Genomic DNA, 20,253 nt, shown 5'->3' with positions numbered 1-20,253 from the left:
ATAAGATGAATACTACTATTGAAAAACAGCAGGTTATTACATTTAATACAGAACAGTGGAAAATGTATTCAAAATTAGACGGTAAGGAATATCAAATACATATTTCAAAGCCGAGGCAGCCAGCACCAGAGTCAGGATATCCTGTTATATACGTATTAGATGGCAATGCTTTTTTTCAAACATTCCATGAAGCGGTTAAAATACAATCAGTTAGAGCGGAAAAAACAGGTGTTTCACCAGCCATTATAGTAGGTATTGGTTATCCAATTGAAGGGGCATTTTCAGGTGAGGAAAGATGCTATGATTTTACGCCTAGTGTAATTTCAAAAGATGCCCCTTTAAAACCAGACGGTAAACCGTGGCCTAAAACAGGAGGAGCACATAATTTCTTTACTTTTATTGAAGAAGAATTAAAACCTCAAATTGAAAATAATTATGAGATTGATAAAGGGAAGCAAACATTATTTGGGCATTCGCTAGGTGGTTTATTTGCTTTACATATACTATTTACAAACGTAAATGCCTTTCAAAGTTATTTTATTAGTAGTCCATCTATTTGGTGGAATAACCAATCCGTGCTTGAAAAAGAAGAGAATCTAATAAATGAGTTAAACAATGCAAAAGTTGAAACAGGAGTATTTCTTACAGTTGGTTCACTAGAACGAGAGCATATGGTTGTAGGTGCAAATGAATTATCAGAGCGCCTTCTCCGAGTAAAACACGATCAGTTTCGATTTACGTTTTATGAAGCTGAAGGAGAGAATCATGCATCAGTTGTGCCGACCTCTTTAAGTAAAGGGTTAAGATTTATTAGTCACGTATAAATTGAAATGAATATCTAATAAAATGCAAACAAAAGGCTATGGGAAATTCTCCATAGCCTTTTGTTTGTGCAAGTAGAATTGTCCTTTTTGAACGTTTTGTTTCAACTTTTCGTCTGAAGAGACAAAAAGTTGTCACAATTCAGTCACAATTAGCATAAACATAAAATAGACGAAATGAACTTATTTCCAAAAAGGCTTGATTCATTCCATTCGTGATTAGTAGAGCTGAAAAAGCATGGATTAAAAGTTCACTATATTCTCAAGGAGGTAGATCGTATGAAAACTATTCTTGCTATCGCTGGGCTTATTTGGGTTTTATCACATGGCATTCCAATTTATGAAGGAGAACAAATTCGCAGTGCTCTGAATAAAAATTTTGATGAATATCACGTTATTGATCGGCAAGATAATGTCGTGACAGTTCGTGTAAATGACTGTTTTCATACGGTAACCGTTGAAGGAACTTCAGTAGTGAATGATACAAAAGTATGTGATCAGCAATAATTATATATAGGAAGAAAAAAGTCTCAATTTACATGTGTGAAAATTGAGACTTTTATATTTGTGGATGAATAATAAGCGGGGATGGATAATCCCTGCTTATTATTGTTTTTTGAAAAAAAGGCAAGGGTATCATAATAATTGAGTCTGAGAAGCTAATAAGTTGTTAAGAATAAGCATAGAGCGGAAATATACTCATATGGGGTATCATACGTAGATAATTAATGCTATAATTGGTATACTCGTAAAAGTAATTGTTTTATTGGATGAAGAGAAACTTTAAGAAGGTGATAATATGGATCATAAAGAGCATGAAGCGGTAACACATAGATCAGAAAAAGAAAAAGAGCAGATTATAAATAGATTAAAGAGAATTGAAGGACAGGTCCGCGGTATTCAAAATATGATTGAAAATGATCGTTATTGCGTGGATATTTTAGTACAAATTTCAGCGATTAATGCAGCGATGAAAAAAGTAGGAATGGGTGTATTAAAAAACCATACAAGTCATTGTGTTTCAGGTGCTATTAAAGATGGCAATGGTGACGAAGCAATTGAAGAATTAATGACTGTATTTGAACGTTTTTCAAAAGCGTAAAAACAAGCTAGTATGTAACTGGCTTGTTTTTTGTTTACCTTCATATAAGATTTCGGGGTATTGATGTGAAAAAGTGTATGTAAAATAAACTTTTAGAAAATAATTGAAAAATCATGATACAAAACCATTGATTACCTTAGGGGGGTATGGTAAGATGTAATTGTGATTAACAAACAATGAAGAAACAAGAGGAGGATTTTAAATGGAACAGTTAACATTACAAGTTGAAGGTATGTCTTGTGGACATTGTGTAAATTCTATTGAAAGCAGTGTGAAAGAACTAAACGGTGTTGAACAAGTGAAGGTTCAATTAGCAGAAGGAACTGTTGAAGTTACTATCGACTCGTCTGCTGTAACACTAAAAGATATCGTTGCTGTAATTGAAGATCAAGGATACGATGTTCAATAATTATTTTTAGATATGGAAATAAATCGTACTTTATAGGAAGTACGATTTATTTTGCTAATAATTATACCTTATGAGGGTATATAGAGGTGAGAGACATGAATGAACGGAAAGAGGCTAATCTTCAAATATCAGGAATGACATGTGCGGCATGTGCGAATAGAGTTGAAAAAGGTCTGAAAAAAGTAGAAGGTGTTCATGATGCAAATGTAAATTTTGCACTTGAAAAAACAAAAATAATGTATGATCCCCAAAAAACAAATCCGCAACAGTTTAAGGAAAAAGTTGAATCGTTAGGATATGGAATTGTAAGTGATAAAGCTGAGTTTACTGTTTCAGGGATGACATGCGCAGCGTGTGCCAATAGAGTAGAAAAGCGTTTAAATAAGTTAGAAGGTGTGAACGGAGCGACAGTAAATTTCGCTTTGGAATCAGCTACAGTAGATTTTAACCCTGATGAAATTAATGTAAATGAAATGAAGAGTGCAATTACGAAATTAGGATATAAATTGGAAGTGAAATCAGATGAGCAAGATGGATCAACTGATCATCGCTTACAAGAAATTGAGCGACAAAAGAAGAAATTTATCATTTCATTTATTTTATCATTCCCGTTACTGTGGGCAATGGTAAGTCATTTCTCATTTACATCGTTTATTTATTTACCTGATATGCTTATGAACCCTTGGGTGCAGCTAGCTCTTGCAACTCCAGTTCAGTTTATCATTGGTGGGCAGTTTTATGTTGGAGCTTATAAAGCGTTACGAAATAAAAGTGCCAATATGGATGTTCTCGTGGCACTTGGAACGTCGGCAGCGTATTTTTACAGTGTGTATTTAAGTATTAGGTCGATTGGTTCTTCGGAACATATGACAGACTTGTATTTTGAAACGAGTGCAGTACTTATTACATTAATTATTTTAGGTAAATTATTTGAGGCGAAAGCAAAGGGACGCTCGTCAGAAGCAATTAAAAAATTAATGGGATTACAGGCGAAAACCGCTACTGTTGTACGAGATGGAACAGAAATGAAAATTTTAATCGAAGAAGTAGTAGCTGGTGATATCGTTTATGTAAAACCCGGTGAAAAAATCCCGGTAGATGGGGAAATTGTAGAAGGAAAGTCAGCAATAGATGAATCGATGTTAACAGGTGAAAGTATTCCAGTTGATAAAACAATTGGGGATGGAGTAATCGGTTCTACAATGAATAAAAATGGCTTTTTAAAAGTGAAAGCAACTAAGGTAGGAAGAGATACTGCATTAGCTCAAATTATTAAAGTAGTAGAAGAGGCGCAAGGTTCAAAAGCTCCTATTCAAAGGGTAGCTGATCAAATTTCAGGTATTTTCGTACCTGTTGTAGTTGTGATTGCTATTATCACATTTGCAGTGTGGATGCTATTTGTTACACCTGGTGATTTTGGCGGAGCACTTGAGAAAATGATAGCCGTACTTGTTATCGCTTGTCCATGTGCATTAGGTCTTGCGACACCTACATCTATTATGGCTGGATCAGGAAGATCAGCGGAGTATGGTATTTTATTTAAAGGTGGAGAGCATTTAGAAGCAACGCACCGATTAGATACAGTTATTCTAGATAAAACAGGTACTGTGACAAACGGGAAGCCTGTTTTAACAGATGTAATTGTAGCAGATGGATTCCATGAAGAAGAAATACTACGTTTAGTCGGTGCGGCAGAAAAAAATTCTGAACATCCACTTGCAGAAGCGATTGTAGAAGGAATTAAAGAAAAGAAAATTGATATTCCAAGTTCAGAAACGTTTGAAGCGATTCCAGGATTCGGTATCGAATCAGTTGTAGAAGGGAAACAATTATTAATTGGTACACGTCGATTAATGAAGAAATTCGATATTGATATTGAAGAAGTTTCTAAATCGATGGAAGAGCTAGAACGAGAAGGAAAAACAGCAATGCTTATTGCGATCAATAAAGAATATGCTGGTATAGTGGCCGTTGCAGATACTGTAAAAGATACTTCAAAAGCAGCTATCGCAAGACTTAAGAAAATGGGTCTAGACGTTGTTATGATTACAGGAGATAACACACAAACTGCTCAGGCAATCGCTAAGCAAGTTGGTATTGATCACGTAATTGCAGAAGTATTACCAGAAGGAAAAGCAGAAGAAGTGAAAAAACTCCAAGCACAAGGTAAGAAAGTAGCAATGGTTGGAGATGGAATAAATGATGCTCCTGCACTGGCTACGGCGGATATCGGTATGGCAATTGGAACAGGAACGGATGTAGCGATGGAAGCGGCAGATATTACGTTAATCCGTGGGGATTTAAATAGCATTGCTGATGCAATCTTTATGAGTAAGATGACGATAAGAAATATTAAGCAAAATTTATTCTGGGCACTAGCTTATAACGGAGTAGGAATCCCGATTGCGGCGTTCGGTTTCTTAGCACCTTGGGTTGCAGGAGCGGCTATGGCATTTAGTTCTGTATCCGTTGTATTAAATGCATTACGATTACAAAGAGTGAAATTAAAAAAATAAAAATCTAGAGAGTAATTGCATATGCTTTTAAACGAAAAACAATACTTTGAAATAAGTATTGTTTTTTGTTTATATAGAAAGAAAAAAGATATAATAAAGCAGAAATATTGAATACTAGATGGTAGACAAGTTAAATGATAGTTTAGTAAGGAGGTTCATATATGTTAAAAGATACGATCATTAGAACATTCCATAAGGAGGATTTAGAACAAGTATTACAGTTGTTCTATGAAACAGTTCATACAATTAATGCAAAAGATTATAACGTGTTACAGCTACAGGCATGGGCACCAGATCGACTAGATAGAGAAAGCTGGTTAAAGTCTTTAGAAAAGAATATTAGTTATGTAGCGGATCATAACGGTGTGATAGTGGGATTTGGGGATTATAATGATGATCATTACGTGGATCGCTTATTTACGCATAAAGATTATCAAGGAAAAGGGATAGCTTCCTACATACTACAGAAGTTAGAAAAAGAAGCAGTAAGCTTGGGTCATAGGGAGATATATACAGAGGCGAGTATTACAGCAAAACCTTTCTTTGAAAGTAACGGTTTTATTTGCATAAAGGAACAAAAGAAACAGCATAATGGTCAGATTTTTATTAATTATGTAATGAAAAAAATAGCCTTCTCATAAACGAGAAGGCTATTTTTCATTATTTTACAGCTTCTTTTAGTTCTTTACCAGCTTTGAAAGCAGGTACTTTAGAAGCTGCGATTTGCATTTCTTCACCAGTTTGTGGGTTACGGCCTGTACGAGCAGCTCTTTCGCGAACTTCGAATGTACCGAATCCGATAAGTTGTACTTTCTCACCAGCAGCTAAAGTGTTAGTGATTGATTCTACTACAGTTTGTAAAACTACAGTAGCTTCTTTTTGAGAAATCTCAGCATTTTGTGCTACGTTTTTGATTAATTCTGTTTTGTTCATGTTTTTCACCTCATATGTAAATAATGCTATTTAAGTTGTTATTATAACGTATAAAACATTCGAGAACAAGTGTACGCACATATATTCGTAAAAAAAATGAAATTTGTAATATTTTTGAGAGCCACTTTATAGACATTCAATTTAAGCGGATACAGATTTTTTCTTTAATGCAGTTTGCTCTTTATTGGAAGGGAGTTTCTTATTATAGGATATGAAATAAGGTAATGCTACAAATAACATACCTCCTACTAAGTTTCCGAAGAAAACAAAAATGAAGTTTGGAAAATATTCAATCCAAGTTAAATGACCGGCAAAAATTGCAGCTGGGATAACAAACATATTGGCTACAACGTGTTGAAATCCAATCGCAACAAAAGTCATAACTGGGAACCAAATGCCGATAATCTTTCCAATAAATTCTTTACTTCCCATACTAAGCCAAACAGCTAAACAAACGAGCCAATTACATCCGATTGCAGAAATGAAGGCTTGTAGTGGTGTATCTTGAAGTTTAGCTTGCGCAATAGAAACTGTTTTCGCTAAAAAAGCGCCTTCTGTTAATCCGACGATATGACCGAAAAAATAAGCAACGAATACAGCACCTATGAAGTTGCTAAACGTAACAATAACTAAATTTTGAATGAAGTGAAATAAGTCGATTTTTTTGTGAAGCCACGCCATTGAAACGGTCATCATATTGCCAGTTACTAACTCACCGCCTGCAAGAATAACGAGTATAAGACCGATAGGAAATACAGCGGCACCTAGAAAACTAGTAAATGATCCCCAAGATTTTGGCATTGTTCCAATAACATGAATATCGAGTAAATACCCTAATGCTATGAAAGCACCACCAAAAAAACCGAGAATTAGCATAGGGAGTAATGATAAATGAGCTTTTTTTCTACCGGAATTCGCAGCAAGTTCCGTAATTTCTTCTGGTGTAAATACAGACATGAATAATCTCTCCTTAATAAAATGATAGAATGAATAGAAGGAACATTTTTAAGAATCTATGTATTATAAAAATCTATGTATTATAAAAATATGTTATGACTTCTGTATAAATTTGTCAAAGTGAATGAGGATAGAATTGGATATAGCTAACATTGTTCATGTTGTCACATTAATGTAACAATAAGGCTTTAAAGTACTTCTAGAGGTGAGAACATGAATACGAATCATGTAAAAAAAGAACAAAAAAAATCAATCGTCAAGATATGTATAATCAGTTTCATAAGTATAGTAATGATTTCAATAAGTTTGTATTTCTATGCGACAGAAATAGAACGAAAACTAGTAACAGTTACGTGGAATGAAATAGAAGCTTCTACAATTCCTAAAGAGTTTAATAACAAAAAGATATTACAATTCTCAGATGTGCATTTAGGGCCAGAATTTACATTGAAACAACTAGAAAATTTGGTAGAGAAGATGAATGCATTACATCCAGATGTAGTAGTTTTTACAGGGGATTTAATAGATAAGTTTGGATCGTATAAGGCGGAAAGAGAAGAAGCGAAAAGTATTTTACAGAAAATACATGCGCCCTTAGGGAAATATGCAGTGTTTGGGAATCATGATAGGGGCGGGGGAGGTAGTTTATTTTATAAAAAGTATATGGAGGAAGCTGGTTTCTCTGTGCTAGTAAATGAAGTGCGTAAAATTAATGCGGAAAATGGCAAATATATTACAATATCAGGTTTGGATGATTTTTTATTAGGGAATCCGAAAATAGACGCGACTTTAAAACAAGTAAGGCAACAAGATTTTAATATGCTCTTAGTACATGAGCCGGATATTGTAGACAAAGTAGCTCGTTACCCAGTTGATTTTCAAATGTCAGGACATAGTCACGGAGGACAAGTTCAAATTCCTTTTATAGGTCCATTAATTACTACAAAATTAGCTGAGAGTCATGTTGAAGGTATGTATGAATTAGAAGGGAAGAATAAGCCGTTACATTTATACGTAAATCGTGGTATTGGGACAACCCGAATGCCTGTTAGATTTTGGAGTGTACCAGAACTTTCAGTATTTGTGTTAAAGCAAAATAGCAACTAGACTATTTTAGAGTAGTAACAGGACTTTCAGAGAAAGTTCTCTTTTTTTATTGGGTAAATACAGAATGTTATGTGATTTTTATTTAAAGTGTTAAAAAGGAAAGGGGGATTTCTATGGTAGAAACATGGCATAAAGAATTGGAAAGTTTATATAACGAAATGGTTTCGTGGCAAATTACTTTTAAGTATTGTAAATAGTTATGTAGAGATGGAAAAGAATCTTTTCATCATGTAGAAGTGAAAAAGTAATTTACATAAATAAAAAACAACAATAGGTTATGTAACCTATTGTTGTTTTTTATTATTTTTGCAAGGGAATAGCATCAAAATATGTTCTATAGTTATTAGAGAATTCAAAGTTGTTTTTTGCATCCCAATTAATAGACCAAGACATTAGGCCGCGGAATGCAGGGTAGCCACTCTGATTTGAAAGTTTATACTTTCCTCCGAAAGGAATTCCTTTAATGATATAATCTAAAGCTTTTTTCATTTCAGTTGGAGAAATATATCCGCCACTTGGAGCGGCCGCTGGTGCTGCAGGAAGTCCAATCATGACTTGATCCGAACGAAGAGCTGGGAAAATGTTATTTGTATTACCACCTACAGGAAAACCATGTAAGAGCATATCTGCCATAGCGACTTCGTAGTCTGCAGTACCTTGATTGTAGTTATTACCGTCCATTCCAATGCCACTGCCAGCGTTGTAGTGTTGAACGTGAATGTATGTTAGTTTGTCTTTTACTCCGAAAATAATCGGTAAATAAGCACCCCAGATGCTTCCGTATGCGCTATAACCACCTTGAACATAAGCTGTTTCAGGAGCCATGCTTAATAAAAAATCTGGACCGTAATGATCTGAGATTGTTCGAATAGCTGAGATAAGATTTACGATTTGAGGAGTAGTTGGGTTTTTAAAATTAGTGTCATTTCCGTTTAAATAAATACCTGATTCAAGGTCAATATCTATTCCATCAAAACCATATTTATCGATTAGAGATTGTAGGGAATTAATAAAACGTTGCTTAGCCGCATTGTCAGGAAGTAAAACGACCCCATTTTGTCCACCTATTGAAAGAACTATTTTCTTACCTTTACTTTTTAAATAAGAAATATCTGATTTAAACTCTGCATCTGTACCATACACAGGAGAAAATTCAACAGTGGAACGATCACCACCAGTTTCACCGAAAGATACATTGATTACATCCCATTTTGGTGAAACGTCCCTTAATTTAATAATGCCAGTACCGTTGTCGAAGTTATGCCAGTATCCAACGAGTAATTTTGATCCTAAATTGTTTGCAGCTTGTGCTTGGAAGGGAGCTAGCGGTAGCAGTAAGAAAATTACTAAAGTACAACAAATAAATTTGAACTTGTTTAACATATCAACACTCCTATACAAAAAGTTGTCTAGATGTATAATCTTGTTTATTTCATAATATCTGAAAATTTTCTCTTTTGTAAGGTGACTATAATTTTCTCAACAATTGTGTATGGAAAATTATTAAACCTAATGTAATAATTTTTGGAGGAGGTCGAATTACGATTGTTAAATTCAGAATATTTTTATATATTTTAAAGTATAGGACAAGATTTTTCGCATAATACTCTTACTGCCCGTTAATGCGGGGTAAATTTCAAAATTAAGTTTGGAAGGGGATGTACAAGAGTTGGATAAAAATCTTAAGAAAGACCTCAAAATACGCCACATTACAATGATTTCCATTGGTGGCGTAATAGGAGCTGGTTTGTTTGTTGGAAGCGGTGCGGTTGTGCATTCAGCCGGACCAGGTTCTATCGTTTCATATGCATTAGCAGGACTTCTAGTCATTTTCGTTATGAGAATGCTAGGGGAAATGGCAGCTATTAACCCGACAAGTGGTTCATTTGCAACATATGCAAGAGAAGCAATTGGTCCATGGGCCGGTTATACAATTGGGTGGCTATATTGGTTTTTCTGGGTAATTGTTATTGCGATAGAAGCTACAGCAGGTGCTGGTATTATTCAATATTGGATTCCAGAAATCCCGCTCTGGTTATTAAGCTTAATATTAACGATTTTATTAACATTGACGAATGTTTTTTCGGTGAAATCATTTGGAGAGTTTGAATATTGGTTTTCATTTATTAAAGTAATAAGTATTGTTTTGTTCCTTTGTCTTGGACTCGCTGTTATTTTAGGATTTGTACCAGGAACGGAAGCACCTGGCGCTTCGAATTTAGTAGGGCAAGGAGGATTTATGCCAAATGGTATAAGTTCGGTGCTACTTGGAATTACCGTCGTTATATTTTCATTTATGGGATCAGAGATTGTCGCAGTAGCCGCTGGAGAGTCTGCCGAACCTGTAAAAGCAGTAAAAACAGCAACAAATAGTGTAATTTGGCGTATTCTCGTATTTTTTATTGGATCAATCGCTGTAGTTGTTACACTCCTTCCGTGGAATTCAGCGAACATACTAAAAAGCCCGTTTGTGGCGGTGCTGGAACATATAGGGATACCAGCGGCAGCACAAATTATGAACTTTATCGTTTTAACAGCTGTACTTTCTTGTTTAAATTCGGGTTTATATACGAACTCAAGAATGCTTTTTTCAATGGCAGAAAGAGGAGACGCGCCAAAGGCATTTTTGAAATTGAATAGTAGTGGTGTTCCAGTTCGGGCGGTTTTATTTGGAACTTTCTTTGCTTACATTGGAGTTGTTTTTAGTTACATATCTCCAGATAAAGTATTTTTATTTTTAGTGAATGCATCTGGCGGGATTGCGTTACTCGTTTATCTCGTTATAGCGGTTTCACATTTCAAGATACGTAAAAAAATGGGGAAAGCGGAACAACAAAATTTGAAAGTCAAAATGTGGCTTTTTCCATATGTAACATATGTTACAATTACTGCGATTATAGCAGTTTTAGTTGCCATGCTCGCAATTGAATCTTTACGTTCACAAGCGCTTTTAACAATGCTTGTTACTGTTCTTATAATAATTTCTTATTTTATTTTTAATAGAAATAAAAATAGTACATTATTGAATCCTAAAAGCAAGAATGAGGAATCTGTTCGATTCTAATTTCTTGTTTTAGAAGAGAGTTACACCCAATCATTGCTATAAAAGAATCATATATAATCATAGAAACAAGTAATTACTATTGTCATAGTGAATATAAACTTTTTTCTTGACTTTTTATATGAAGGCGAGCAAAATGGTAAAAAAGGAAGGGGGGATGACGATGGAAGAGTACGTACTAGAGCTGTATAACTTGTTATATACGACAGAATGGCAAGATATTGTTTCATTTCTAGGAATAATGTTTTGTATGAAAATTGTAATTGTATATATGGAAGAGCAAGGTATGTTCTATTCCTTCTCATCTCCGTTCGATGTGCAGCGCGAGCCGTTGCCAAACTATGCCAAGGTAAATTACGAACAATTTCCTTTTGTGATTTTCTTTATGATTCGATTTATAACAGCAATTGTAAAGAAAAAGGAAAGTGACGATGAAGAGTGCCATTCAACTTGTAATATAGCGACTGCTTTTTAAGCTAAATACAAGGAGGAGATTTATATGTGGTTTCGATTTCTTATGATTGGTTTCTTTTCATTAACAGCAATTTCTTTAATGGGATATCAAGTGTCTGAAATTTATCAAGCATATAGCAATACGTTTTTTAACAAAAACTAATTACATTGCTATTTAAATAATAAAGCGATAAAATCCTTCTTAAGAAGTTTTATTAAGAAGGATTTTTTTCTTTGCTCTGTCTTACTGTGTCAAACTATTGTCACATTTACACTGTGAATAATATGTTAAAATAGTGAGGTTACGTATACATATTTGAAGGAAGAGGAGTGACCATTTTGGTGGATCAATCAACTAATCAGAAAAGCTATGCTCCTATTGTGATAACGCTTTCTGTAATTGTAAATGCGATTATTTTATTTTTGTTCTTTGGACCTGTTGGCTATGAAGGAGAAGTACATTTTGATGTAACAATTTTACCAATGTTAAATGCAATTTTTAATAGCTTTACGTTCGTATTCTTATTAGCAGCCTTATACTCTATTATTAAGAAGAATGTGAAAATGCACCGTGGTTTCATCCTAGCAGCATTTACAACGACGTTGCTATTTTGTGTTTCTTATTTATCGTATCATTACTTGGCGCCAGCAACACATTTTGGCGGAGAAGGATTCATTAAATATGTGTATTTCATCATTTTAATTACACATATTATCCTGGCAGCAATTATTGTACCACTTGCATTGTTTGCACTTGTATTTGGTTTTACAAATCAATTAACACGTCATCGTAAAATTGTACGTTGGACGATGCCAATTTGGTTATATGTAAGTTTATCTGGTGTTATTGTTTACTTAATGATCTCACCGTATTATCAATAAAAAATCTCAGCCTTTAGGCTGGGATTTTTTTGTTAGGCAAATATTTTTGTGAAATGAAAAAAATATGGTATACAAAAGTATAGTTGCTTTTCATATAGAAGGGATGGTAAAGGGATATGCAAAATTTTGTATTTCGTAATCCAACGAAACTTATTTTCGGTAAAGGTCAATTAGAACAGTTAAAAACTGAAATTCCACAGTTCGGTAAAAAAGTTCTTCTCGTATACGGGGGAGGCAGCATTAAAAGAAACGGTATTTATGATAATGTAATTTCTATTTTAAAAGATATAAATGCGGAAATATTTGAATTGACAGGTGTTGAACCGAATCCTCGTGTATCAACTGTAAAGAAAGGGATTCAAATTTGTAAAGATAATGGCGTCGAATTCATATTAGCGGTTGGCGGAGGAAGTGTAATCGACTGTACGAAAGCAATTGCTGCTGGTAGCAAATATGATGGAGATGTATGGGATATTGTAACGAAAAAAGCCTTTGCTAGTGAGGCATTACCATTTGGTACGGTACTTACGCTTGCGGCAACAGGATCTGAAATGAATGCTGGTTCTGTCATTACAAACTGGGAAACGAATGAAAAATATGGCTGGGGTAGCCCTGTCACTTTCCCGCAATTTTCGATTTTAGAACCAGTTCATACTGCGTCTGTGCCGAGGGATCAAACAATTTACGGTATGGTAGATATTATGTCGCACGTATTAGAGCAATACTTCCATCATGGAACAAATACAGAATTACAAGATCGTTATTGTGAATCTGTTTTAAAAACAGTAATTGAAACTGCTCCTAAGCTTTTAAGTGATTTAGAAAATTATGAGCATAGAGAAACTATTTTATATTGCGGTACTATGGCGTTAAACGGTATTTTAGCGATGGGAGTAAAAGGAGATTGGGCGACTCATAATATTGAACATGCAGTTTCTGCGGTTCATGATATACCACACGGGGGTGGCCTTGCGATTTTATTCCCGAACTGGATGAAGCGTGTTGTAGATGAAAATGTAAGTCGTTTTAAACAGTTCGCTATTCGCGTATTCGATGTAGAAACAGATGAAAAGACTGATCGAGAAATTGCGTTAGAAGGAATTGAGGCGTTACGTCAATTTTGGACTTCAATTGTGGCACCAGTAACGTTAGCGGATTACGGTATTGGGGAAAATGAAATTGATTTAATGGCTGATAAAGCGATGGCTTATGGTGAATTTGGTAACTTTAAAAAATTAAATAAAGACGATGTTTTAAGTATATATAAAGCTTCTTTATAAGTGAATCGAAAAAAGAAACCCATTTGATATAACAATCAAATGGGTTTCTTTTTTGTTGTTTATAACTGTTTGTGACTGGTTTTGGTTATTTGTGAATGTTTATGGTTGATTTTTGTGATCGTTTTCATTATACTGTAATCAAAGAAGAGGTGAATAAAATGTTAACTCCTGAACGTCATCAAATGATATTGCAACTTGTAAAAGAGCAGAAGGTTGTTAAATTACAGCAATTAGTGGAAAGAACAGAAAGCTCTGAATCAACAATTCGTCGTGATTTAGCGCAATTGGAAAAGCAAAGGTTATTAAAAAGAGTTCATGGTGGTGCTGCTGTTTTAACAGGAAAAGGACAAGAGCCAACGATGGTTGAAAAATCATCCAAAAACATTCAAATAAAACAACAAATTGCTAACTATGCGGCTAGCATTGTTGAACAAGGTGATTGCATTTATTTAGATGCAGGAAGTACAACATTTGAAATGATCCCATTTTTAATAAATAAAGATGTTACTGTCGTTACGAATGGACTTATGCATATTGAAGCTTTAGTTGAAAATAATATTCGTGCGTATTTACTAGGCGGAATGATGAAAAGTAGGACGAAAGCTTTAATTGGTGCTATGGCACAGGAAAGCATGCAGAAGTACCGTTTTGATAAATGTTTTTTAGGAGCAAATGGTGTGCATGAACAGCTTGGTTTTACAACTCCAGATCCAGAAGAGGCACTTTTAAAACAAATGGCATTAACATTTGCGAACGAAGGATATTTCTTAATTGATGAAAGTAAGTTTTCAGAAGTTGCGTTTGCGAAAATTGCCAATGTTGAAGAAGCAAATATTATTACAAACCATTTAGAAATTGATTTAGAAAAATATAAAAGACAAACCAATGTAATTGAGGCTGATAAATAATGATCTATACAGTTACTTTAAACCCATCTATTGATTATGTAGTACAAGTTACTTCCTTCGATTTAGGCGCAGTAAATCGAGCAGAGAAAGATATGAAATTTCCTGGAGGGAAAGGCATTAACGTTTCTCGTGTTCTTCATCGTTTAGGTGTTGAAAATGTAGCGCTTGGATTTACTGGTGGATTTACCGGTCGATTTATTAAAGATGTATTACAGGCGGAAGGTGTAACAACAAACTTTGTTCAAGTAGATGGAGATTCTCGAATTAATGTGAAAATAAAAGGGCAAGAAGAGACAGAATTAAATGGACAAGGTCCTAGTGTGACAAATGGGCAATTTGAACAATTAATGAAACAAATTGAAAGTATGAGGCAGGGAGATTGTGTTGTACTAGCTGGAAGTTTACCGGCGTCTATCCCAACTACTTTTTATGAATCAATCGCAGTGTTCGGAGCTGAAAAAGGCATTCGTGTAGTAGTCGATGCAAGTGGTAGTGCACTGCATCATGTAATTAAAAATAAGCCATTTTTAATAAAGCCTAATCATCATGAACTTGGTGAGTTATTCGGAGTAGAGATTTCAACAGTAGAAGATATTTTACCGTATGGAAGAAAATTAGTTGAACAAGGTGTAGAGCATGTTATCGTATCAATGGCTGGAGATGGGGCTTTATTATTTACGGCAGAAGGTATATATGAAGCAACTGTTCCAAAGGGTGTTGTAATTAATTCGGTTGGGGCCGGAGATTCACTCGTTGCAGGATTTGTAGGGAAATATGAACAGACAAAAGATATTGAAAAGGCATTTCAATATGGCGTTGCAACAGGAAGTGCAACGGCATTTTCAGCTGATTTATGTGAAAAGGAAAAAGTAGAAGAATTATTGTCGCAAGTAATTATAACTAAGCGATAGGGGGAAACAACATATGAAAATTACAGAACTATTAAAAAGGGATACAGTTATTATGAATTTGACAGCTTCAAATAAAGAAGCTGTCATAGATGAATTAGTTGAGAAATTAGACGGCGCAAATCGTTTAAATAGTAAAGCGGAATTTAAAGAAGCTATTTTAAAGCGGGAGTCACAAAGTACGACTGGAATAGGGGAAGGGATTGCAATACCTCATGCGAAAACAAAAGCTGTTAAGCAACCAGCGATTTGTTTTGGTAGAAGTGTAAGCGGTATCAACTATGAATCGCTTGATGGGCAGCCTGCACATTTATTCTTTATGATTGCTGCGAGCGAAGGGGCGAATAATACTCATTTAGAAACGTTATCGCGCCTATCTACATTATTAATGGATGAAGGATTTCGTAAGCAATTGTTAGAAGCAAAGGATGAAGAGGAACTTCTTCGTTTATTTGATGAAAAAGAGAATGAAAAAGAAGAAGAAGACATTGAGGTTGCAAAACCAGAAGGAAATGAACCGTACGTATTAGCAGTTACGGCTTGTCCAACTGGAATCGCTCACACTTATATGGCTGCAGATAGCTTGAAAGCAAAAGCAGCAGAGCTAGGAATAGCGATTAAGGTTGAAACGAATGGATCAACAGGTATAAAAAACGCTTTAACGAAAGAGGACATTGAACGAGCAGCAGCTATTATCGTTGCCGCAGATAAACAAGTAGAAATGAACCGTTTTGCTGGGAAACATGTCATTCAAGTGCCAGTCGCTGATGGGATTAGAAAAACGGAAGCGCTTCTTAATCGAGCTGTAAAACAAGACGCGCCAATCTTTAAAGGAATAAAGGAAGATGAGAAGACAGAAAGTACAGAGAAAGAAAAAGGGTTAGGAATTTATAAGCACTTAATGAACGGTGTAAGTAATATGCTTCCATTCGTTGTTGGTGGAGGAATTTTAATTGCACTAGCATTTTGGATTGGTGGCATAAAAGCAGAAGGACCATTGGCTGAATTGTTAATGTCTATTGGTGGAGGCAAAACAGGTGCGTTTTTATTCCTCGTACCAATTTTAGCTGGATTTATTGCAAGTTCTATTGCTGATCGCCCTGGTTTCATGCCTGGTGTTGTAGGTGGATTTTTAGCTGCACATGCGAATGCTGGATTTTTAGGGGGATTAATTGCTGGTTTCTTAGCTGGGTATGTTGTTTTAGGATTGAAAAAATTGTTTTCAGGATTACCAGCACAGTTAGAAGGAATTAAACCTGTATTGTTATATCCGGTCTTTGGATTGTTGATTACAGGAGTTGTTATGCAAAAAGTAGTAATTCCGCCTGTAGTAGCATTGAATGAAATGTTAACAGGATGGTTAAATGGTTTGAACGGTACAAATGCTATATTACTAGGTCTTATATTAGGTGGTATGATGGCAATTGATATGGGTGGTCCAATTAATAAAGCTGCATTTACATTTGGTATTGCTGCAATAGAAGCGCAGAACTTTGGCGTGCACTCTGCTGTTATGGCCGGTGGTATGGTACCACCATTAGCGATTGCATTCGCAACTACTTTCTTTAAATCAAAATTTACTGAAGCAGAACGTAAATCTGGTTTAACAAATTATATTATGGGAGCATCGTTTATTACAGAAGGTGCGATTCCATTTGCAGCTGCAGATCCGATTCGAGTAATAGTAAGTTGTGTTGCTGGTTCAAGTGTTGCGGGTGCATTATCTATGTTATTCCAAATTACGTTACCAGCACCGCATGGTGGATTGTTTGTTATCGCATTAGTAAATAAACCGGTGTTATATATTTTCTCGATATTCATAGGGACAGTTATTTCAGCTCTTATGATGGGGATTTGGAAAAAGAAAGTTAAATAACACATGAAAAAGGAGTAGCTTTTATTAGCTGCTCTTTTTTATTACAAAAAAGGAGATTAATAATTGGAGAATGATGAATTTTGGTAAAAGATGTAATGAAATATGTTTTTTTGTAACAAAGAAGTAATACTGTAATTTTTTCTGGAAAAAAATTTTGGGCTAGTATGTGGAAAATATATGAAAACTATTGGGAATTCTATTAGAAATGGAATTCATTAATATGGAAATTTATGTTACAACTCATTAATCGTGTATTACGAATGGTTTGTAATTGTGTGATTTCTAAAAATCCTAAAAATCTGTTGCTATAATGAAAATACGAAAACAAAGCAAATGGAGGCTATTCATGAAAAAATTATTAGGTATAGCAACGGCGGCAGTTTTTGGTCTTGGGATTTTTGCAGGTTCTGCGAAAGCAGAAACGATTGTAACAACAGACGTATTAAATGTTAGAGAAAACCCAACTGTAGAGTCAAAGCTTGTAGGTAAAATGTTAAGTGGAAATAAATTAGATGTTATAAATACAGAAAACGGATGGGCAAAAATTAAATTAAATGGTAAAGAAGCGTTTGTAAGTGCTGAATTTACAAAAAGTACATATTATGTAACGCCGGGCGTGTTAAATGTTCGTGCTGGAGCGAATACTGACTCTGAAATTCTTGGTAAGCTGAATAAAGGTGATGTAATTGAAACGACAAATCAAGTTCAAAATGAATGGTTACAATTTGACTATAATGGAAAAACGGGATATGTTCACATGCCATTTTTAACAGGGACGGCACCTGTAATTGAAAAGAAAGAAGTTGTAACGCAAGAAGAGGCGCCAGTAAGAGTAAATACGCCGGTTAAAAATAATAAAGTAGTTAAGAGCAAAGAGTCTGTTAAAAATGTAGAATCAAGTAAACCTGTGGCAAAACAGCAGTCAACTACGAAACAAGTTACGAAATCTACTGAAACAAGTGCACCTGCTGGTGGACGTGAAATAACAGTAGAAGCGACAGCGTATACAGCGCATCCAAGTGAGAATGGTACGTATGGTGGTCGTGTATTAACTGCAATGGGGCATGACTTAACAGCAAATCCGAATATGAAAGTAATTGCTGTTGATCCTAAAGTAATTCCGCTTGGATCAAAAGTATGGGTAGAAGGATATGGAGAAGCGATTGCTGGAGATACTGGTGGTGCGATTAAAGGAAATCGTATTGATGTATTAGTCGGTTCAGATGGTAGTGCCGATAGCTGGGGGCGCAAATCTGTAAAAGTGAAAGTGATCAAATAGTGTATATGTATTAATATAAAAGGCGGTTGCTTGAAAGTATGTAAGCAACCGCCTTTTATGGGTTATTGAAAAGGATAAATAGTTTTACCTGTAATAATTTTATAGGCACTGCAAAATTGATTTTGTATATACTCTGTATTTTTATTTTCTGGATGTAATGTTGTTTCTTGGAGAGTAGAATGAAAAGAACGTAGCAAACAATTTAAGGCGAAATATAATTCTTCTTGTGAACAATTTTGTTCTTTTGTAGCAGTAGCTAAAATAAGGTCTTTTGTTAAAGATGAAAAATTGATGGTGGATTGTTTCATAGTCAACTCATCCTCTCGAAGGTATTTTTAATCATGTATATGCGGAATTGGACAAACTATGTTCTTTTTTATTTGAAATTTCATGTACCGGAATGAAAGAACTTGCAATCATGCCGTTAAAATTGGTAAGATTGGATATAATCAATAGATGGAGTACATTACATAAAGAGAGTTGAATGATATGGGAGAAGTGCAACGTGAAAAAGTTGCTGTCATCATTGGACCAACTGCTGTTGGAAAGACGAAGTTAAGTATTGATCTTGCCAAAGCGTTGAATGGTGAAATTATAAGTGGAGATTCCATGCAGATTTATCGTACGATGGATATTGGAACTGCAAAGGTGACAAAAGAAGAGATGGATGGAATTCCGCATTATATGGTCGATATAAAAAATCCGGAAGAATCATTTTCTGTTGCCGAATTTCAAGAACGTGTTCGTAAGCATATTCGAGAGATTGCAGAGCGTGGTAAATTGCCAATTATCGTTGGTGGAACTGGTCTGTATATACAATCTGTTTTATTCGATTATCAGTTTACGGATGATGCTGGCGATGCTATATACCGAGAACAAATGGAAAAGTTAGCATTAGAACGTGGTGTGGAATATGTACATAAGAAATTACAAGAAGTAGACCCAGAAAGTGCTGAGCGTATTCATGCAAATAATGTACGTCGTGTCATTAGAGCGTTAGAAATTTTCCACACGACGGGTGAAAAAATGAGTGAACAACTCGAAAAACAAGAAAACGAGTTATTATATGATGTTTCACTAATTGGCTTGACAATGGATCGAGAAATGCTATACGATCGCATTAACTTACGAGTAGATTTAATGATGGAACAAGGTTTATTAGAGGAAGTAGAAGGGCTGTATAATCGTGGGATAAAAGATTGTCAATCTATTCAAGCGATTGGGTATAAAGAGATATATGATTATTTTGAGGATCGTGTCTCTTTAGAAGAAGCGGTATCACAATTAAAGACGAATTCACGTCGTTATGCAAAGCGTCAATTAACGTGGTTCCGTAATAAGATGGATGTCACGTGGTTTGATGTTACAGGCGGTGAAAAAACGTCAGAAATTTTACGATACATAGAAGGAAAGTTACAACTAAAGTCGAATAATAGTAAGTAGAGAAAAAGAGGAGGATTCGACATGAAGCAATCAATCAATATTCAAGATCAGTTTTTAAATCAACTCCGTAAAGAAAATACGTTTGTTACGCTGTACTTATTAAATGGTTTCCAGCTTCGTGGATTAATTAAAGGATTTGATAATTTTACAGTCCTACTGGAAACAGAGGGTAAGCAACAGCTTATTTATAAACATGCAATTTCTACATTTGTACCACAAAAAAATGTTTCAATTGAATTAGAGTAGTAATGAATTATTGTACATAACAAAAAAAGAGCGGATTTCTCGCTCTTTTTTTATTTGCCATAAACGATACAT

21 protein-coding genes and 1 pseudogene are annotated in these 20,253 nt (G+C 34.9%); 18 read left to right on the top strand and 4 right to left on the bottom strand.

The genetic code is table 11. The features are described 5' to 3' along the window. The first annotated feature begins 5 nt into the window (after window positions 1-5). The 6 genes from QCI41_RS08975 to QCI41_RS08950 all read left to right on the top strand — a co-directional run bounded on the left by QCI41_RS08975 (window position 6) and on the right by QCI41_RS08950 (window position 5,489). A complete protein-coding gene (locus QCI41_RS08975) occupies window positions 6-824 on the top strand; it encodes an alpha/beta hydrolase (RefSeq protein ID WP_353837601.1) in 819 nt (272 codons plus the stop codon). Window positions 825-1,100: 276 nt separating this feature from the next. After that, window positions 1,101-1,328, top strand: a complete 228-nt coding sequence (locus QCI41_RS08970; protein WP_016086693.1) for a hypothetical protein — start codon at window positions 1,101-1,103, stop codon at window positions 1,326-1,328. A gap of 292 nt (window positions 1,329-1,620) precedes the next feature. Beyond that, a complete protein-coding gene (locus QCI41_RS08965; RefSeq protein ID WP_000349636.1) occupies window positions 1,621-1,923 on the top strand; it encodes a metal-sensing transcriptional repressor in 303 nt (100 codons plus the stop codon). 202 nt (window positions 1,924-2,125) lie between these two features. Continuing rightward, window positions 2,126-2,332: a copper chaperone CopZ gene (copZ, locus tag QCI41_RS08960; protein WP_000436979.1), complete on the top strand. Its 207-nt coding sequence runs from the start codon at window positions 2,126-2,128 to the stop codon at window positions 2,330-2,332. 95 nt (window positions 2,333-2,427) lie between these two features. Next, complete coding sequence (locus QCI41_RS08955; RefSeq protein WP_353837602.1) at window positions 2,428-4,848, top strand: heavy metal translocating P-type ATPase; 2,421 nt, start codon at window positions 2,428-2,430, stop codon at window positions 4,846-4,848. 161 nt (window positions 4,849-5,009) lie between these two features. Then, the gene (locus tag QCI41_RS08950) at window positions 5,010-5,489 is read left to right on the top strand and encodes a GNAT family N-acetyltransferase (RefSeq protein ID WP_000910418.1); all 480 of its coding nucleotides are present in this window, start codon (window positions 5,010-5,012) and stop codon (window positions 5,487-5,489) included. Between the two features lie 19 nt (window positions 5,490-5,508). Here QCI41_RS08950 and QCI41_RS08945 read toward each other — a convergent pair whose 3' ends face one another. Continuing rightward, window positions 5,509-5,781: an HU family DNA-binding protein gene (locus QCI41_RS08945; RefSeq protein ID WP_001043902.1), complete on the bottom strand. Its 273-nt coding sequence runs from the start codon at window positions 5,779-5,781 to the stop codon at window positions 5,509-5,511. A 141-nt stretch (window positions 5,782-5,922) separates the two neighbouring features. Then, a complete protein-coding gene (locus QCI41_RS08940; RefSeq protein WP_353837603.1) occupies window positions 5,923-6,738 on the bottom strand; it encodes a formate/nitrite transporter family protein in 816 nt (271 codons plus the stop codon). 213 nt (window positions 6,739-6,951) lie between these two features. On the opposite strand from QCI41_RS08940, the gene QCI41_RS08935 reads away from it, so the two are divergent. Both QCI41_RS08935 and QCI41_RS30665 read left to right on the top strand, forming a co-directional pair. After that, window positions 6,952-7,845 carry a metallophosphoesterase gene (locus QCI41_RS08935; RefSeq protein ID WP_060487498.1) on the top strand — a complete coding sequence of 298 codons (894 nt, stop codon included), beginning with the start codon at window positions 6,952-6,954 and terminating at the stop codon, window positions 7,843-7,845. A gap of 168 nt (window positions 7,846-8,013) precedes the next feature. Next, window positions 8,014-8,093 (top strand): annotated as a pseudogene (locus QCI41_RS30665) (N-acyl-L-amino acid amidohydrolase); the annotation flags it as partial. A gap of 52 nt (window positions 8,094-8,145) precedes the next feature. On the opposite strand, the gene QCI41_RS08930 reads toward QCI41_RS30665, so the two are convergent. Further along, window positions 8,146-9,228: a chitinase gene (locus tag QCI41_RS08930; protein ID WP_002107829.1), complete on the bottom strand. Its 1,083-nt coding sequence runs from the start codon at window positions 9,226-9,228 to the stop codon at window positions 8,146-8,148. Between the two features lie 286 nt (window positions 9,229-9,514). Here QCI41_RS08930 and gabP point away from each other — a divergent pair, with 286 nt between their 5' ends. The 8 genes from gabP (at window position 9,515) to entD (ending at window position 18,492) form a co-directional block, all read left to right on the top strand. Continuing rightward, window positions 9,515-10,909: a GABA permease gene (gabP, locus tag QCI41_RS08925; protein ID WP_000360097.1), complete on the top strand. Its 1,395-nt coding sequence runs from the start codon at window positions 9,515-9,517 to the stop codon at window positions 10,907-10,909. A 133-nt stretch (window positions 10,910-11,042) separates the two neighbouring features. Continuing rightward, window positions 11,043-11,381 (top strand): hypothetical protein, encoded by a 339-nt coding sequence (locus QCI41_RS08920; RefSeq protein WP_113732328.1) that lies wholly within the window; start codon window positions 11,043-11,045, stop codon window positions 11,379-11,381. Between the two features lie 317 nt (window positions 11,382-11,698). Next, entirely contained in the window at window positions 11,699-12,241 is a 543-nt protein-coding gene (locus QCI41_RS08915) for a DUF420 domain-containing protein (protein ID WP_000228316.1), read from the top strand. Between the two features lie 116 nt (window positions 12,242-12,357). Further along, window positions 12,358-13,521 carry an iron-containing alcohol dehydrogenase gene (locus tag QCI41_RS08910; RefSeq protein ID WP_353837604.1) on the top strand — a complete coding sequence of 388 codons (1,164 nt, stop codon included), beginning with the start codon at window positions 12,358-12,360 and terminating at the stop codon, window positions 13,519-13,521. A 158-nt stretch (window positions 13,522-13,679) separates the two neighbouring features. Further along, complete coding sequence (locus QCI41_RS08905; protein WP_000957283.1) at window positions 13,680-14,429, top strand: DeoR/GlpR family DNA-binding transcription regulator; 750 nt, start codon at window positions 13,680-13,682, stop codon at window positions 14,427-14,429. Next, complete coding sequence (gene pfkB / locus QCI41_RS08900) at window positions 14,429-15,340, top strand: 1-phosphofructokinase (protein ID WP_353837605.1); 912 nt, start codon at window positions 14,429-14,431, stop codon at window positions 15,338-15,340. The genes QCI41_RS08905 and pfkB overlap by 1 nt, the downstream gene beginning before the upstream one ends. Before the next feature lie 13 nt (window positions 15,341-15,353). Continuing rightward, the gene (locus tag QCI41_RS08895) at window positions 15,354-17,213 is read left to right on the top strand and encodes a PTS fructose transporter subunit IIABC (protein ID WP_353837606.1); all 1,860 of its coding nucleotides are present in this window, start codon (window positions 15,354-15,356) and stop codon (window positions 17,211-17,213) included. Window positions 17,214-17,559: 346 nt separating this feature from the next. Then, window positions 17,560-18,492, top strand: a complete 933-nt coding sequence (entD, locus tag QCI41_RS08890; protein ID WP_098190051.1) for a cell wall-binding protein EntD — start codon at window positions 17,560-17,562, stop codon at window positions 18,490-18,492. Window positions 18,493-18,554: 62 nt separating this feature from the next. On the opposite strand, the gene QCI41_RS08885 is transcribed toward entD, so the two are convergent. After that, on the bottom strand, window positions 18,555-18,800 hold the full coding sequence (locus QCI41_RS08885; protein ID WP_000814419.1) for a hypothetical protein: 246 nt from the start codon (window positions 18,798-18,800) through the stop codon (window positions 18,555-18,557). A 181-nt stretch (window positions 18,801-18,981) separates the two neighbouring features. Here QCI41_RS08885 and miaA point away from each other — a divergent pair, with 181 nt between their 5' ends. Together miaA and hfq are read left to right on the top strand one after the other, a co-directional pair. Continuing rightward, entirely contained in the window at window positions 18,982-19,935 is a 954-nt protein-coding gene (gene miaA, locus QCI41_RS08880; protein ID WP_353837607.1) for a tRNA (adenosine(37)-N6)-dimethylallyltransferase MiaA, read from the top strand. Between the two features lie 21 nt (window positions 19,936-19,956). Continuing rightward, on the top strand, window positions 19,957-20,181 hold the full coding sequence (hfq, locus tag QCI41_RS08875; protein WP_000813896.1) for an RNA chaperone Hfq: 225 nt from the start codon (window positions 19,957-19,959) through the stop codon (window positions 20,179-20,181). The last annotated feature ends 72 nt before the right edge of the window (window positions 20,182-20,253 follow it).

The sequence above is a fragment of the Bacillus cereus group sp. MG4 genome, assembly GCF_040460055.1.
Classification (GTDB): domain Bacteria; phylum Bacillota; class Bacilli; order Bacillales; family Bacillaceae_G; genus Bacillus_A; species Bacillus_A wiedmannii.
This window is presented reverse-complemented; position numbering and strand designations above follow the sequence as displayed.

Coding starts and splice junctions, on each gene's coding strand:
- QCI41_RS08955 (WP_353837602.1), top strand. CDS start 2,428: ATGAATGAACGGAAAGAGGCTAATCTTCAAATATCAGGAATGACATGT.
- copZ (WP_000436979.1), top strand. CDS start 2,126: ATGGAACAGTTAACATTACAAGTTGAAGGTATGTCTTGTGGACATTGT.
- QCI41_RS08970 (WP_016086693.1), top strand. CDS start 1,101: ATGAAAACTATTCTTGCTATCGCTGGGCTTATTTGGGTTTTATCACAT.
- pfkB (WP_353837605.1), top strand. CDS start 14,429: ATGATCTATACAGTTACTTTAAACCCATCTATTGATTATGTAGTACAA.
- QCI41_RS08920 (WP_113732328.1), top strand. CDS start 11,043: ATGGTAAAAAAGGAAGGGGGGATGACGATGGAAGAGTACGTACTAGAG.
- QCI41_RS08940 (WP_353837603.1), bottom strand. CDS start 6,738: ATGTCTGTATTTACACCAGAAGAAATTACGGAACTTGCTGCGAATTCC.
- QCI41_RS08950 (WP_000910418.1), top strand. CDS start 5,010: ATGTTAAAAGATACGATCATTAGAACATTCCATAAGGAGGATTTAGAA.
- QCI41_RS08945 (WP_001043902.1), bottom strand. CDS start 5,781: ATGAACAAAACAGAATTAATCAAAAACGTAGCACAAAATGCTGAGATT.
- QCI41_RS08930 (WP_002107829.1), bottom strand. CDS start 9,228: ATGTTAAACAAGTTCAAATTTATTTGTTGTACTTTAGTAATTTTCTTA.
- QCI41_RS08895 (WP_353837606.1), top strand. CDS start 15,354: ATGAAAATTACAGAACTATTAAAAAGGGATACAGTTATTATGAATTTG.
- hfq (WP_000813896.1), top strand. CDS start 19,957: ATGAAGCAATCAATCAATATTCAAGATCAGTTTTTAAATCAACTCCGT.
- QCI41_RS08965 (WP_000349636.1), top strand. CDS start 1,621: ATGGATCATAAAGAGCATGAAGCGGTAACACATAGATCAGAAAAAGAA.
- QCI41_RS08975 (WP_353837601.1), top strand. CDS start 6: ATGAATACTACTATTGAAAAACAGCAGGTTATTACATTTAATACAGAA.
- QCI41_RS08885 (WP_000814419.1), bottom strand. CDS start 18,800: ATGAAACAATCCACCATCAATTTTTCATCTTTAACAAAAGACCTTATT.
- QCI41_RS08905 (WP_000957283.1), top strand. CDS start 13,680: ATGTTAACTCCTGAACGTCATCAAATGATATTGCAACTTGTAAAAGAG.
- miaA (WP_353837607.1), top strand. CDS start 18,982: ATGGGAGAAGTGCAACGTGAAAAAGTTGCTGTCATCATTGGACCAACT.
- entD (WP_098190051.1), top strand. CDS start 17,560: ATGAAAAAATTATTAGGTATAGCAACGGCGGCAGTTTTTGGTCTTGGG.
- QCI41_RS08935 (WP_060487498.1), top strand. CDS start 6,952: ATGAATACGAATCATGTAAAAAAAGAACAAAAAAAATCAATCGTCAAG.
- QCI41_RS08910 (WP_353837604.1), top strand. CDS start 12,358: ATGCAAAATTTTGTATTTCGTAATCCAACGAAACTTATTTTCGGTAAA.